Annotated in this window: 13 protein-coding genes; 9 read left to right on the top strand and 4 right to left on the bottom strand. The window is 41.7% G+C overall.

Going from position 1 to position 15,426, the window contains the following annotated elements; translation table 11 throughout:
* The first annotated feature begins 90 nt into the window (after positions 1–90).
* Together A6J60_RS12850 and A6J60_RS13655 are read left to right on the top strand one after the other, a co-directional pair.
* Entirely contained in the window at positions 91–1,623 is a 1,533-nt protein-coding gene (locus A6J60_RS12850; protein WP_096066594.1) for a BCCT family transporter, read from the top strand.
* Positions 1,620–1,745 carry a hypothetical protein gene (locus A6J60_RS13655; protein WP_264755582.1) on the top strand — a complete coding sequence of 42 codons (126 nt, stop codon included), beginning with the start codon at positions 1,620–1,622 and terminating at the stop codon, positions 1,743–1,745. The genes A6J60_RS12850 and A6J60_RS13655 overlap by 4 nt, the downstream gene beginning before the upstream one ends.
* 170 nt (positions 1,746–1,915) lie before the next feature.
* Here A6J60_RS13655 and acnB read toward each other — a convergent pair whose 3' ends face one another.
* Entirely contained in the window at positions 1,916–4,519 is a 2,604-nt protein-coding gene (gene acnB / locus A6J60_RS12845; protein ID WP_096066593.1) for a bifunctional aconitate hydratase 2/2-methylisocitrate dehydratase, read from the bottom strand.
* Between the two features lie 525 nt (positions 4,520–5,044).
* On the opposite strand from acnB, the gene A6J60_RS12840 reads away from it, so the two are divergent.
* Together A6J60_RS12840 and lipA are read left to right on the top strand one after the other, a co-directional pair.
* Complete coding sequence (locus A6J60_RS12840) at positions 5,045–5,455, top strand: carboxymuconolactone decarboxylase family protein (protein WP_096066325.1); 411 nt, start codon at positions 5,045–5,047, stop codon at positions 5,453–5,455.
* A 177-nt stretch (positions 5,456–5,632) separates the two neighbouring features.
* Positions 5,633–6,685 carry a lipoyl synthase gene (gene lipA, locus A6J60_RS12835; RefSeq protein WP_096066324.1) on the top strand — a complete coding sequence of 351 codons (1,053 nt, stop codon included), beginning with the start codon at positions 5,633–5,635 and terminating at the stop codon, positions 6,683–6,685.
* A 117-nt stretch (positions 6,686–6,802) separates the two neighbouring features.
* Here the strand turns inward: lipA and A6J60_RS12830 are convergent, their stop codons facing one another.
* Genes A6J60_RS12830 through A6J60_RS12820 form a run of 3 tightly spaced genes read right to left on the bottom strand, consistent with a single transcriptional unit; the run spans position 6,803 to position 10,463 of the window.
* Positions 6,803–8,836, bottom strand: coding sequence for a TRAP transporter permease (locus A6J60_RS12830; RefSeq protein WP_096066323.1), 2,034 nt, complete (start codon positions 8,834–8,836; stop codon positions 6,803–6,805).
* The gene (locus tag A6J60_RS12825) at positions 8,796–9,422 is read right to left on the bottom strand and encodes a DUF1850 domain-containing protein (protein WP_096066322.1); all 627 of its coding nucleotides are present in this window, start codon (positions 9,420–9,422) and stop codon (positions 8,796–8,798) included. The genes A6J60_RS12830 and A6J60_RS12825 overlap by 41 nt, the downstream gene beginning before the upstream one ends.
* 24 nt (positions 9,423–9,446) lie before the next feature.
* Positions 9,447–10,463 carry a TAXI family TRAP transporter solute-binding subunit gene (locus A6J60_RS12820; protein WP_096066321.1) on the bottom strand — a complete coding sequence of 339 codons (1,017 nt, stop codon included), beginning with the start codon at positions 10,461–10,463 and terminating at the stop codon, positions 9,447–9,449.
* Between the two features lie 448 nt (positions 10,464–10,911).
* Here A6J60_RS12820 and A6J60_RS12815 point away from each other — a divergent pair, with 448 nt between their 5' ends.
* From A6J60_RS12815 to A6J60_RS12795, 5 genes are all read left to right on the top strand, one after another.
* Positions 10,912–11,838, top strand: a complete 927-nt coding sequence (locus A6J60_RS12815) for an alpha/beta hydrolase (protein ID WP_096066320.1) — start codon at positions 10,912–10,914, stop codon at positions 11,836–11,838.
* 186 nt (positions 11,839–12,024) lie between these two features.
* Positions 12,025–12,846: a 2,3,4,5-tetrahydropyridine-2,6-dicarboxylate N-succinyltransferase gene (gene dapD / locus A6J60_RS12810; protein WP_096066319.1), complete on the top strand. Its 822-nt coding sequence runs from the start codon at positions 12,025–12,027 to the stop codon at positions 12,844–12,846.
* Positions 12,847–12,915: 69 nt separating this feature from the next.
* A complete protein-coding gene (locus A6J60_RS12805) occupies positions 12,916–13,236 on the top strand; it encodes a hypothetical protein (protein WP_096066318.1) in 321 nt (106 codons plus the stop codon).
* 234 nt (positions 13,237–13,470) lie between these two features.
* Entirely contained in the window at positions 13,471–14,199 is a 729-nt protein-coding gene (gene queE, locus A6J60_RS12800) for a 7-carboxy-7-deazaguanine synthase QueE (protein ID WP_096066317.1), read from the top strand.
* Positions 14,200–14,245: 46 nt separating this feature from the next.
* Positions 14,246–15,400: a multidrug resistance efflux transporter family protein gene (locus A6J60_RS12795; RefSeq protein WP_096066316.1), complete on the top strand. Its 1,155-nt coding sequence runs from the start codon at positions 14,246–14,248 to the stop codon at positions 15,398–15,400.
* Positions 15,401–15,426: the final 26 nt, after the last annotated feature.

Below are 15,426 nucleotides of genomic sequence, written 5' to 3'. Positions count from 1 at the left end.
GGTTAATCTATTAATATATTTTAGAAAACCTTATTAACTAAGCCGATGGTTTATTATGACCGTCAGCCATTGTATTGGGGAGCTCGTAAAATGAGTCTTAACATCAATGAGTCTAAGAGAATAAACTATTTTCTGTATACGGCTATATTGGTTGGTATTATTGCTGCTATTGCAGTCTGGAAACCAACCGTGTTAACCGGTGTTATTATTGCAGCCAGTAACTTTTTCTATCAAGCATTTGATTGGTTAATAATGTGGCTGCCTTTATTGGCATTAATTGTTTGCCTAACAGTCGCCTTCTCACGTTATGGTAATATTCGCCTCGGAGGTAAAGAAGCCAAACCCGAATACTCCTTTTTAACATGGATGAACATGCTTTTTACCGCTGGCATCGGGGTTGGTATCGTCTTTTACGGACCTATCGAAGGCTTATGGCACTACTATCAATCCTCTATCGGCGTTAAAGATACCAGCCTAGCCACATATGAACAGGTTGGCAACGCGATGAGCCTAGCACTGCACGTTTGGGGCTTGCCGGCATGGGCATTATATACATTAGCCGGCATTGTTATGGCTTATTTTGCATATCAGCATAAGATGGAGTTCAGCCCTGCCGCTCCCTTGCAAAAAGCCTTTCCCAAAAAGCGTTGGGTGAAACCAGTTGGTATCATTATTACAGCTTTAGCGATTATATCAATTGCTTTATCTGTTTCCTCATCAGTAGCAATGGCAACAGGACAAATAGGTTCAGGCTTAGAGATTATCACTGGTATTTCTTTTGCTTCATTAGGCTGGAAAACCATTATATTAATCGTTATTACGGCTTTATATACATTAGGAGCCATTTTACCAATTGCTAAAGGTATGACCTTTTTGGGTAATATGACCGTTTATTTATCATTAGCCTTACTTACCTTTGTTTTTGTAGTTGGACCAAGTCATTATTTTCTAAGTACGATGGTCGTCGCTGTTGGCAATATAGCGACACAAACCATACCGCATTCATTTGAATTGTATTTATTTGAACCACGTGATTGGATTGTATGGTATCCCATGGCTTATTGGGTGTGGTGGGTCACTTGGGCACCTTTTGTTGGTGTGTTTTTAGCAAAGATTTCTTATGGTAGGACAGTTCGCCAGTTTGTACTTGCTAGCATCCTTGTTCCAACTGGATTTATCGTTATATGGTTTTCCGTTTTCTCAGGTTTTAGCCTACTCGATACCATTGAAGGTAGCGGTAAATTAGCCGAAATTGCTAATAAAGGCGATTATGAAGGCACCTTCTACTATCTTCTAGAGATGCTACCTGGCTCTGCCGTCACTAAAGTGGTGACCGTTATTTTATTCTTAGGATTTGTGGTCACTACTGTTACCAGTGCCGCCATTTCTTTAGGTATTATGACCAGTCATGATGGACGTACTGAAAGCCGTTATAAAGCGGTGGTCTGGAGTGTCTTGATTGCTTTAGTTGCTTATGCGGTTGTTGTTACCGGAAAAATAGAAGGCATTAAGGCTGTTGGATCTTTCGCTGGATTCCCTTTCGTCTTTTTAACTTACTTATGGATGGCTGCCTTAAGAAGACAGTTACGCCGTGATTATCCTACGGAGAAAAAAGAGCTATGAAACAAACCATGTATTTAAATCAGTCGTTAACGGATAATGTGATTGAAACCGTATTACTGGTATTAGCGCTTTTATTCTTAGTCTATGTCATTAAGATTGCATTTTTTGAACAAGATGATTGATGCTAAATAAACCTTCATTAATTCCTTCAATTCAAGAGCTAGATTTATAAGAACAGATTTTAATTATAAACTGGTTCAACAATAATACGAATTGAGTCATCATAAAAAGACCCCGAATCTTTCGATACGGGGTCTTTTTTTAGCTAAAAATTAACGTTTAATGGGTCAACTTATGACAGTTGTGCCACGTTAATTTTATCTGCTTCTTCAGTGTACTCTTCCATACGGTCGAAGTTCATGTAACGATATACTTCGTCACCCATGCTGTTTAGCATGCCAGCGTATTGCTGATATTCTTCGTTAGTAGGTAGTTTACCAAGTACCGCAGCAACCGCAGCAAGCTCAGCTGATGCTAGGTATACGTTAGCACCTTGACCTAGACGGTTCGGGAAGTTACGAGTAGAAGTAGATACTGCAGTAGAGCCTGGAGCAATACGTGCTTGGTTACCCATACATAGTGAACAACCTGGCATTTCAGTACGTGCGCCGGCTTGTGCGTAAGTATTGTAGTAACCTTCTTCCATCAATAGGCGTGCATCCATCTTAGTTGGTGGTGCAATCCATAGACGAGTTTTCAAGCTACCTGCAGGTACTTCTTGTAATAGTTTACCAGCGGCACGGAAGTGACCGATGTTAGTCATACAAGAACCGATGAATACTTCGTCAATCTTGTCGCCAGCAACGTCAGATAGTGTCTTAGCATCATCTGGATCGTTCGGGCAGCAAAGTACTGGCTCTTTGATTTGGCTCATATCGATAGTCATATCGATTGCGTATTCTGCATCTTCGTCAGCACGCATTAAGCTTGGGCTCTTCAACCACTCTTGCATAGCTTCGATACGACGGCTTAGCGTACGCGCATCGCCATAACCTTCAGAGATCATCCACTTAAGTAGTGTGATGTTAGAGTTTAAGTACTCAGTGACTGACTCTTCAGATAGAGTGATGGTACAACCAGCAGCACTACGCTCAGCTGATGCGTCAGATAATTCGAACGCCTGCTCAACGGTTAAGTCTTCTAGACCTTCGATCTCTAAGATACGGCCGTTAAACTCGTTGATTTTACCTTTCTTATCAACAGTTAAGTAACCTTCTTTGATCGCTTGTAATGGGATAGCGTGTACTAGGTCACGTAGAGTGATACCAGGCTGACGCTCACCAACGAAACGAACACGTACAGATTCAGGCATATCTAGTGGCATAACACCAGTCGCTGCTGCGAACGCAACCAGACCAGAACCTGCTGGGAATGAGATACCCATTGGGAAACGAGTATGCGAGTCACCACCAGTACCAACAGTATCTGGAAGAAGCATACGGTTCAACCATGAGTGAATGATACCGTCACCTGGACGTAAGCTAACACCGCCACGGTTCATGATGAAGTCAGGTAGTGTGTGCTGAGTTTCAACGTCAACTGGCTTTGGATAAGCGGCTGTGTGACAGAAAGACTGCATAACTAGGTCTGCTTGGAAACCTAAGCAAGCTAAGTCTTTTAGTTCGTCACGAGTCATAGGACCAGTGGTATCTTGCGAACCAACAGTGGTCATCTTAGGCTCACAGTACATACCTGGACGTACGCCTTCCATACCACATGCTTTACCAACCATCTTCTGAGCTAAAGTAAAGCCTTTGTCTGAAGATTCTGGTTGTTCTGGCTTAGCGAATACGTCTGAATGCTCAAGACCCATGTACTCACGAGCACGGTTAGTTAATGCACGGCCAACGATTAATGGGATACGACCGCCAGCACGAACTTCGTCAAGTAGCGTGTTTGAGTTTAGCTCAAAAGTTGACAGAACTTCGTCTGAATCATGCTTAGTGATTTTGCCATCATGTGGGTAGATATCAAATACATCACCCATGTCGATGTTATCAACAGCAACGTTTTCGATAGGTAATGCGCCTGAGTCTTCCATAGTGTTGTAGAAGATAGGTGCAATTTTACCACCTAGTACAAGACCGCCAGCACGTTTGTTTGGTACGTTAGGGATATCATCGCCCATTAACCAAAGTACTGAGTTAGTCGCTGATTTACGGCTTGAGCCCGTACCAACAACATCACCAACGTATGCTAATGGATGGCCTTTTTCTTTAAGCTCATCAATTAGCTTCATTGGACCACGTACACCCTCTTCGTCAGCTTGGATGCCGTCACGAGAGTTTTTGTGCATCGCTAATGAATGTAGTGGAATGTCTGGGCGGCTCCACGCATCCTGTGCTGGTGATAGGTCGTCAGTGTTGGTTTCGCCAGTCACTTTGAACGCAGTGTAAGTCATCTTTTTAGGTACTTCTGGGCGGTTTAAGAACCACTCAGCGTCTGCCCAAGACTGGATAACTTCTTTTGCTTTCTCGTTACCCGCTTCAGCTTTTTCAGTGACGTCGTTGAACGCATCAAATACAAGCAATGTTCTCTTAAGAGCAGTCGCTGCGTTTTCAGCAACTTCAGCATCATCTAGTGCTTCAACTAGAGGTAATACGTTATAACCACCTTGCATAGTACCTAAGATATCAACAGCTTTTTTCTTGTCGATAAGTGGTGAGGTTGCTTCACCTTTTACGATAGCGGCTAAGAACGCTGCTTTAACATAAGCGGCTTGGTCAACACCTGCTGGTACACGGTTAACCAACAAGTCCATTAAAAACTCTTCTTCACCTGCTGGTGGGTTTTTTAATAGCTCAACTAGATCGGCTGTTTGGTGCTCAGAAAGTGGTAAAGGTACTGTACCAAGTTGGGCACGTTCTTCGACATGTTTACGATATGCGTCTAACACAATAAGCATCCTCTTTAATTATTTGATGCAGGCTTGGGTAGCTGCCACTAAAGATAGACCGATATTATTGATTCATCAATGCTATCGCTTATCAGATATGCCCTATTTTTATAATAACAGCTTACTTATGATCATTTTCATCACGTATAAGACCGTTGTAGGCAACGATATTCTATCGATTTAAGTGGTGGCTTCCGACACCATGCAGGTGGGTTTAACACTGCCGCATAATATAGCTTAAATTAGCTAAAAAGTTAATCACCAAACTGTAAAGCGGCCGTATTTTAAGGCCATATCGAACATTTATTTTAGAAATACATGGTATAAAGACTGATGTTAGCGTCAAATATCTGTTGGTCAGTCATTTTTACTTTTTAGCCAAATCTTGATTGGCTCAATCGACAAAGCACACAAGTTGATTGACAACGTCTTATTTAACAAAGTAAGGTTATTTTCCAGACTCATTTAACTGATGTTATAAATACTAACCCCACTAACTTCTCACTAGCTGAAGGATGCGCGGCAATGTCAGACAACAACTATGACAGTAACAATTATCAAAATGGTCTAAAGGTACGTACTAAAGTAATGGGCGAGACACATGTCAAACGCTCTTTGCAATCAGCAACCCCGTTTACTCAGCCGCTTCAAGACTGGATTATTGAACACGCTTGGGGCAGCACTTGGCAAGACGATGAAGTGTTACCGCATAAGTACCGCTCATTGGTTACCATGGCATTTTTAATTGCTCAAAAAAGTCCAAATGAGCTTAAAGGGCATATACGAGGTGCAATTAATAATGGTGCAACGGTTGCTGAAATCCGCGAAGTATTGATGCACAGTCTACCTTACTGCGGTGCGCCAGCCACTCAAAAAGCATTCCGAGCGGCGATTGAAGTGTTAACTGAGATGGGATTTGATTTAACCGAGCTCTAAAATTAAGCTTTAGGGTTATAAATTCTAATACTACGATTACACCCTTGAGTTATCGGCATCTGCCCCCTATATCTGTTATAATGGCGTTCATAATTTTATAGTGCTATTAACCACTAATAAAAAACCAATGAAATCAATAAAACCCTTATGCTAAAAAGGGTTAGGACAGATATTATTATGACAAATACTGTAGAAACCTTTGTCCCTAAAGCCTCGCCAAAACCAAAAAAAGCGGTCAAAGGGGAAAAGTTACGTGGATACGACAAAGTTGCCCGTATCCCAATTAAAGTCATCCCAACGGTAGAAGCGCCTAAAAAGCCGGACTGGATTCGTGTCAGAATGTCCTCGCCTGCTGAAGTTGCGCGCATCAAAAAGACGTTGCGTGAACAAAAGCTATATACTGTTTGTGAAGAAGCTGCCTGCCCTAACCTAGCCCAGTGCTTTGGTGATGGTACAGCGACCTTTATGATTATGGGTGATATCTGTACCCGTCGCTGCCCATTCTGTGATGTGGCGCATGGTCGTCCGAATGAGTTGGATCCTGATGAGCCACGTCATACCGCTGAAACTATTTTAGGCTTAGGTCTAAAATATGCGGTTATCACCTCTGTGGACCGTGATGATCTTAAAGACGGTGGTGCACAGCATTTCGTTGACGTTATGAATGAATCTCGTGCATTAAGCCCTAGCTGCTTAATTGAAATCTTAGTACCTGATTTCCGTGGTCGTATGGAAGTGGCGTTAGATTTATTAACTAAGACCGCGCCAGATGTGTTTAACCATAACATCGAAACCGTGCCCCGCTTATACAAAGCATTCCGTCCAGGTTCAGACTATCAACACTCACTAAATCTGTTAAAAGAGTACAAAGCACGTCGCCCAGATATTGCAACTAAATGTGGCTTTATGGTCGGTCTTGGTGAGACAGAAGAAGAAGTCTACGAACTACTTGATGACTTAAAAGCACATGACGTGGACATGATTACCATTGGCCAGTACTTACAGCCAAGTAAAAACCATGCCCCTGTCGACCGTTATGTGCATCCAGATGAGTTCCAGCGCTATATGGACTATGGTAAGAAGATTGGCTTCTTTAGTATCTGGGCAGGTCCTATGGTACGCTCAAGCTACTTCGCTGATCGTCAATACTATGGCGAAGATTGCCCAGCGCCAATTCGCAGCAAAAAAGCGTTGGAAGCGGAAGCCGCTGGCAAAAAGTTAGGTTGCTAATTGATAGCTTTCTAAATTTATAAAAGCTATTTTCTAAGCAATAAAAAAAGGGAGGTCTGCCAATAAGTAGACCTCCTTTTTTACAGATAAAACGCGTCGGTTGAAATAAGCTCTTTGTTAGAGTCGAGTCACAGAAACCGGTTTGTTATTTGACTTGTTAGCATTAATATTGAATGCAATGATACCGAATACGATAACGCCCCCGACAATATCTGTCATAACTTCAGGGTAAATAAGCAGTAATGCTCCGATAGCCAATACCACACGAGTAATCGCATTCATCTCACCTTTAAAGTACCCTTCTACTGCTGCACTTAATCCAATCACACCAGTCACTGAAGTAAATACAACTGTAATAATTTCAATCACTGGTGGTAAAGGGAACTCTTTGGCAGTCACTGCAAGCCCTGCTGGGTCAATCATTAACATGGTGGGATTATAGATGAACATGAAGGGAACAATAAATCCAGCTAAAGCCAGTCTTAAAGACTGGAAGCCTGTTTTCATTGGATCACCGCCGGCAATACCCGCACCAGCAAAGGCTGCTAAACAAACTGGCGGTGTAATATTAGCGAAGATACCAAAGTAAAATACAAACATATGGGCGGCTAAAATAGGAATATCAAAACCTGCCAATGCTGGCGCTGCCATAGTCGCCGTAATAATATACGCAGGAATTGAAGGTAGACCCATACCCAATACCATAGACGCTAACATGGTCAAAATAAGGGTTAAGAATAATGAACCTGCGCCTAAGGTCACAATGGAAGAAGTCATTACCGAGCCAAAGCTGGTTAAACTCACCACACCGATGATAATACCTACCACCGCACAAGCTGCCATTACCGCTAAAGACTGGCGAGCACCATCTTCAAGAGCACCCAGTATATCCTTAAAGCCCATACGCGTTTCAGCCTTTAGCATACTCATTACTACCGTAAACCCAATAGTATATGCTGCAGCGAAACCTACAGGTACTGATTTACCTAACAAAAAGACTAGAAATACAATCGGTAATAGCATATGCCCACGTGCCTTCATCACATCTTTAAGGCGTGGCAAACTCTCTTTTGCAATCCCTTTTAAATCACGGCGTCCTGCTCGAAAGTGCACTTGAGCAATCACACCAAGATAGTATAAAACTGCTGGCAGTAATGCTGCTAATGCAATGGTACTGTACTTAACCCCAGTTGTTTCGGCCATGATAAAAGCACTGGCACCCATAATAGGTGGCAACACTTGTCCGCCCACAGAAGCACTGGCTTCAACAGCACCTGCAAAGTTTTTATGATAACCAACTTTTTTCATTAGAGGAATGGTGAAGGCACCGGTGCCTACGACGTTTGCGACAGCTGCACCATTAATACTTCCCATAAATCCACTTGATATCACCGCAACTTTTGCTGGCCCGCCTTGCTTATGCCCTGCCAGCGCTAATGCTAAATCATTAAACAGTTGCCCCATCCCTGATCGAGATAAAAAAGCACCGAATAAGATAAATAAGAAGATAAAAGTAACAGAGGCACCGATGGCAGTTGAATATAAACCTTCGGTTTTTAAATATAACTGACCGAAAATATCTCCGATATCATAGGGTCTGGTTAATAGCCTATTAGGCATAAAGTCTAAATGACTAAAGAAGGGATATGCTAAAAAGATAAGGGCGAATAACGGCAAAATAAACCCTGTAATACGTCGTGTGCCTTCTAATACGCACAGGACGGTAATTATAGCGAAGACAATATCTAACTGATTTGGTATCCCCCCGCGCACAGTAACAATATCCTGGTATTCAACCATTAGGTAAGCAACACCTGAAAATGAAAGAATACTCCAGATCCAATCATACCAGGCCACTTTCTGTCTCGATGACTTTTTAGATACCGGGAAAATTAGAAAAATTAATGCAAATCCGACACCAACGTGAATGGCACGCTGCAATAATGCTGGCATTGGGTTAAATGTAATATATAAGTGGAAAGCAGCATAAGCGATAGCCAAAGCTGAAATAAACCAACCAATGTGCTTATTTTTTAAACGTCGTGTGACTGACTCTCTATCAAACTTTTCAAGTATCTGCTGCTGCTTTTCAGCAGATGGTGAACCTAAATCATCCTCTGATTCTGGCCGAACTGTGTGCGGTGTAGTCATGACATGATTCCTGTAACAGCTGCGCCCATACTGTTAGTTTCTTGGGTGCAATATAAATATTAGTATAATCACTAACCCATTGATAAATTGGCAGTGTTTGATTCTGATTGATAATGATAGCCTTTACATGAGAGGACACCATCCAGTTTAGATATGGCAGTTGCTGATTAACTTGATAGTGCACATAATGTTGATATTTTTGATTCAAGTGATTCTGTCTAGCTTGGTAAGCAGCGGCTTGCTTTTGATTCAACAACTGTGATTGGTGTTGAATACTATCGTCTATTAAGTCACTTGCAGACATCGACGGCGATCCGGCACCAAAGGTTTCAAAATAGGTATCTGTTAGCAATAAGTTTTTATCTTGAACTTGATAAGCTTCCACCCATTGTTGCTTTTCAACTGAATGAATCCATTGAAGTTCAAAGGCTGTTCCTTCTAACAGACAAGATTGATTTTTAAAGACAACTTCAATGCGTTGTTGCTGCCAATTAGCAACTAACAAAACACCGCTAATCAAGAATACCAAAACAAAAAAACCAGTAAAGCGAAGTTGGCCGTACTGGTTTTTTAATGGCTTTATCATCTAAAGACAATAACCTAATAAATACTACTGAGCAACTTGCTCATCATAGTACTTTTGAGCACCAGGGTGAACAGGTGCAACCATGCCTTGTTGTGCATTTTCTAAACTAATATCCGCTGCTGCCTGATGCGCTGTTTTTAACTTATCCAAGCTCTCAAAGAAGGTTTTGGTTAACTTGTAAACATCATCTTCTGACATATCAGAGCTTACAACCAAAGCATTCATGATAGCAGCTGTCGGAATAGCAGTTTCATTGCCATAGGTGCCTGCTGGAATTTCTTTTGCCGTAAAGTAAGTTTCATCTTGAGCAATTTCTGCAACCTTAGCAGGATCGATACTAACCAACTGCAAATCAAACCCTTGTTGCAGCTCCATTAACGACGAGTTTGGCAAGCCACTGGTTAAGAAAGCGGCATCTAGCTTACCTGATTTTAAGGCATCAGCAGCTTCTGCATAACCCAAATAGTCAACTTTAACATCATCATATGTCATGCCAAAACCTTGTAGTAAGTTGCGCGCATTTACTTCAACTCCAGAGTTTTGTGCACCCACTGCAATACGTTTACCCTTCAAGTCTTCAAAGTTCTTGATACCTGATTTTTTTGAAGTCACGATTTGAACATAGTTAGGATATAGCGCTGCAACTTGCTGTACTTTAGTGATTGGTGCATTAAAGTTATTTCTACCCAGCACAGCATCGTTCACAACATCGCTCATTGCAAAGGCCATTTCAACCTTGCCTTGATCGATCAAATTCATATTTTCAACCGAAGCACCTGTGGTTTGCGTTTTAGAGTTAACGCCATAGGTCGCATTGTAAGCTTCTGTTAGAGAGGTACCAATAATGTTATATGGACCAGATGCACCGCCAGTTGCAAGCGTAACAAACTTAGTTTGTAATTTATCTGCCGATACTGCTGCTTCACTATCTGCAGCACTATTTGTATCACTTTCATTTGAGCATGCGCTCAAGCCAAGACTGCTTGCTAAAAGTACAGTTGCTAATAAAGATGCTTTTGTTTTAAATGATTTTTTTGTCATGGTTATATCCTAGTACCTATGAATGAGTGGTATGAATTATTGATATAAGTTATCAGCTATGGTTATACGCTGAAAGTTAAAATGCATACTTCGATTTTCAATATAAACTAATGCAGAGTGTGATTATCATAAACTTACAAAATTTATTTTTTGAAGTAGTAATATTTATAGCATATATTGCAACAAACTGATACTAAAGCGCAATAATAATATCAGCATCTAGACCCTGAGCGCTATGCAATTATCAGGTATAATAAGTCATTATTTACCAAAAATTTGAACCAATATTTTCAATCAATATCGGTCAAGATTATTCACTAGTTTACGGATTATTAGTTTTAACAGGCAATAGCTGTTGACTTAAAACAACGGATGTAAACAGCTGTACTCTGGTCAGACTTCATACAATATCAAGCAAAAACCAATACTATTATATAAAGGACGCTTCATGGTTAAGACTCTGCTCTCATCAGATAAGATTCACACTCTAAACCATACCCTATTTGAGCCAAAACAACCTGCCAAAGCAACCTTGCTGATTTTACACGGTATGACTGAGCACAGCGGGCGCTATGCCAAATTTGCTCAGTTTTTAGCAGAGCACGGTATTGCTGTCCTAACCTATGATCATTTAGGTCATGGACGCAGTATTCGTAATGCTGATGAATTGGGTTATTTCGCCAAAAAACACCCGATGCAAACGCTGTTAAAAGATGTCATTATCATGGCTGATATTCTTAAGCAGCAATACCCTGATGTACCTCACTTTATCTTAGGGCATTCAATGGGCTCATTTATCGCTCGTACTGTGCTACAAGTTCACAGTAGTGAGTTTGATGGCGCCATTTTAATGGGCAGCAGTGATTACAACCCATTGGTTAAATTAGGTATTCCATTAGCAAAAACACTTAATCGATTACAACCGAAGCGCCCTAATGCCACCTTTACCGCTGTGGTTAATAAATTATTCAATTCACGCTTAAAGAATAACCGTATCAAATCAGATCGTGCCTGGTTATGTGCCAATCCTGAAGCCATTAAAGAGTATGAAAATGATCCTCTGTGTGGTTTTGACTTCACCAACAATGGCTATTTGACTTTATTCCAATTAATGCAAGCCGGTCTTGACAAAGGCTGGGCGGATACCATTGACCCAAGCTTCCCTATGCTATTTATCAGTGGCGAAGATGATCCAGTCGGTGATATGGGTAAAGGCATACGCAAACTAACCATTCGCATGCAAAAGCAAGGGTTCAAACAAGTTGAACAGCTTTTATACCCCTTAATGCGTCATGAACCCTTGCATGAAAAAGACAATCAACTGGTCTATCAAGATTTGCTGAACTGGTTACAAAAACAAATCGATAACGCCTAAAACACTTTAATATAGGCTATGACTGGCTATCAAAGGCACTTTGCGTACTGAGCTGGTCATAAAAAAAGGGTGACAGCGTTTGCTATATGACCAAAAATTAGCGACAATAACCCTCCTTATTTTTAATTAATGCATAGGCGCGGTTAACTTTAAGTTAACGCACACTAGCACATTACGGAATCATTTATGTCATTAGAACAAATCATTGAACAAGCTTTTGAAAATCGCGCTGATTATAGCCCAAGCACCATGCCAGAAGACGTTAAGAAAGCGGTAGAAAGCGTCCTTGAACAGCTAGATAATGGCAGTTTACGCGTTGCTGAAAAGAAAGAAGGTGAATGGGTCGTCAATCAGTGGGCCAAAAAAGCAGTGTTGCTGTCATTTCGCATGAATGATAACTATGCAATGCCATCAGCAGAACACCTACAATTCTATGATAAGGTTCCGACTAAATTTGCAAACTGGACCCCTGCTCAGTTCGCTGAATCAGGTGTGCGTGTTGTGCCACCGGCTGTTGCTCGTCGCGGTTCATTTATCGGTAAAGGCGTAGTGTTAATGCCAAGCTATACCAATATTGGCGCCTACGTTGATGAAGGCACTATGGTAGACACTTGGGCAACCGTTGGCTCATGTGCACAAATTGGTAAAAACGTACATTTATCAGGCGGTGTTGGTATCGGCGGTGTTTTAGAGCCGTTACAAGCTAACCCAACCATCATTGAAGACAACTGCTTTATCGGAGCACGTTCTGAAATTGTTGAGGGTGTTATCGTTGAAGAAGGCTCAGTAATTTCAATGGGTGTCTATATCGGACAGTCAACCAAGATCTTGGATCGTGAAACTGGCGAAATTAGCTATGGCCGCATTCCTGCCGGCTCAGTTGTTGTATCAGGTAGCCTTCCATCAAAAGACGGTACGCACAGTTTATATTGCGCAGTGATTGTCAAAAAAGTTGATGCCAAAACGCGTTCAAAAACCAGCATCAATGAGCTGTTACGCTTGGCTTAATCTTTTGTCGTTGTTATAGCAACATCATTCAAGTTTAAAATACTGGTTGATTAAATAAGGATACGCCTTATGAAAAATATGTTAGTTGGCCTAGCAGCAACTGTTAGCTTAACACTGTCAGGGTGTGTCATTATGGTGCCCAGTTACCATCAGCCTGCGCCAAGTGCTGTTGAGGCTTGGGAAAAATCAGGGGCAACAGTGGAAACAACTCGTGCCGACCTAAAGGCGTGTCAGTATGTTGATGATGTCAGCCAAATCAACAAAACAAAATTTGAAGCTCAAACTCAGTGTATGAAAAGCAAGGGCTACACCATTAATATCAAGCTATATAATGCTCATAATTGCTATGGTCATGCACCGGCTATGTGTGCCTTAACTAGAATGAAGTAAAGGCTTCTTATCTTAAGATATTTATTACTGACAAGATAAGGTTTGCTTATTACTATCACAGCTTTAGCTTTTATTTTCTTATTAATAACAGCCAAGTATTCATTAAGACAAATACTCATTAATTAATAACAAATGTTAAATACCAGAAGGTAAGGATTCAAAATCCTTACCTTTACTTTTTTATTAACGCCATCACTGTTATCACCAAATTCATTCATAACCTGACCGCTTACTATGTCAAATTTAAGAACGACCAACATTCCTGTCACTGATCCTGAAGCTGGATTACGTATGACAGAGATTTTTTACTCTCTACAAGGCGAAGCGCTAACGGCTGGCTTGCCCACTGTATTTGTGCGCTTGACTGGCTGCCCTCTACGCTGTGTTTACTGCGACACCACTTACTCCTTCACAGGCGGTGAGCGTCTTAGCCTAGATGCCATCATTGCAGATATCGCTCAATACCCTTGCAAGCGCATCTGCCTAACCGGTGGTGAGCCATTAGCTCAGCCCAATGCAATACCTCTGATGCTTCTACTACTTGATGACGGCTATGAGATTTCGTTAGAGACAGCTGGTGCGTTAAGCGTGGCTGAGGTTCCTGAAGCGGTCAGCAAAGTGATGGATATCAAGACCCCGAGTAGTGGTGAAGCTGACAAAAACTTATGGTCCAACCTTGATTATCTAACCCAACATGATCAAATCAAATTCGTGATTATGAATCGCACAGATTATGACTGGGCCAAGCAGATAGTCGCTGAGCATCAGCTTGATCAGCGTGTATCAACCGTGTGGTTCTCACCTATGTTCAACGTCCATGAGGATGCACAAGGTGATGTTGCTAGCGTTGATGTGCCTAACTTAGCACGTGAGCTTGCAGAGTGGATATTGGCTGATGCCCTGCCTGTACGCCTACAACTGCAGCTTCACAAAATCATATGGGCCGATGCCAAAGGTAAATAAACAGCGGTCTTTTCGAGTCATAAAATTTCTAACTGCCTGAGTGTTTATGCTAAAACTGATTTTAATTACCCTAGTTGCGTGCGCTTTTTTTAGCTCAACGTATGTACTCAATGAAATAATGAGTGCCGCTGGTGGACATTGGTTTTGGTCTGCCAGTTTGCGTTATCTGTTTGCACTGATTTTATTAACGGCGCTGATTAGCATACGTTTTGGATGGCAAAGAATCAGACAGCTGTGGGATATATTTATCAGCCACTGGCGATTTTGGTCAGTTACCGGCAGTATTGGGTTTGGCTTTTTTTATGCCGGACTTTGCTATGCCGCAGATCATGTTAGCGGTTGGGTGGTTGCGGCTACCTTTATGTTTACGGTGGTTGCCAGCTTATTCGTGCTGATGGCATTTGGTCATCGTTTTGAAAGACGCTTTATTTTCTATGCCACTATTATCTTTGTTGGGGTGATACTAGCTAATGTCAGCGAAGCGCTTAGCAGTTCAGCTGGATTTTTTGGGCTAGACACGCCTTTATCACACGTGCTTATTTATGGGACGCTGCCCTGTCTTATTGCCGCTTTTAGTTATCCAATTGGCAGCCAGTTGGTTTGGCAAGCATCCTACAATGCGCGCGCTTACAACGTTAAGCAAGCTCAGAAAAAGCTAAACATGCAGACCTTACAATTTTGGACAGTTAATAACGAGTTTCAACCATTAACGACTCTGGCACCTAGAATTGTGTCGTTAAAAATGGCGGATTACTTTCAGCAGCAGCCTAAAAGTGTGGCAGTGACGACCTTACCAAAATCTAAGCTACAGCAATCTATTGAGCAAATCCCAACCATACCCACCACTTTATTACGAGATTCATTTAATAAAGTGTGGTTAATGACGCTGGGCAGCGCCCCTTTTTGGTTGGTTTTAGGTGTTATGATTCGCCCTGAACTACCTGATGTTGCACAAGTTAATAATACCTTTTTGGTCGCGCTACTGTCTGGTGTGATTGCAACCAGCTTGTTTTTGTTTGCCCGCGAGCAAGCCGAGAGCCCTAGCGAAGTGGCAGGGGTTGATGCGACTCAAGCCAGTGAAGTGGTTTTTGCCTTAGTGGGCGGTATGATATTTTTGAACAATCCGGCACCCTCTCTGCTTGGTATCATGGGGATTGTTCTGGTATTAACCGGTTTGATGCTATTCGCTAAAAATGGTTAATCAGTTATTCTAAGATAAAAAGAGCG

The organism is Psychrobacter sp. FDAARGOS_221, assembly GCF_002313155.2.
In the GTDB taxonomy this organism is placed as follows: Bacteria; Pseudomonadota; Gammaproteobacteria; order Pseudomonadales; family Moraxellaceae; genus Psychrobacter.
Note: the sequence above shows the minus strand (reverse complement) of the source record. Positions and strands in the feature narration are given on the sequence as shown.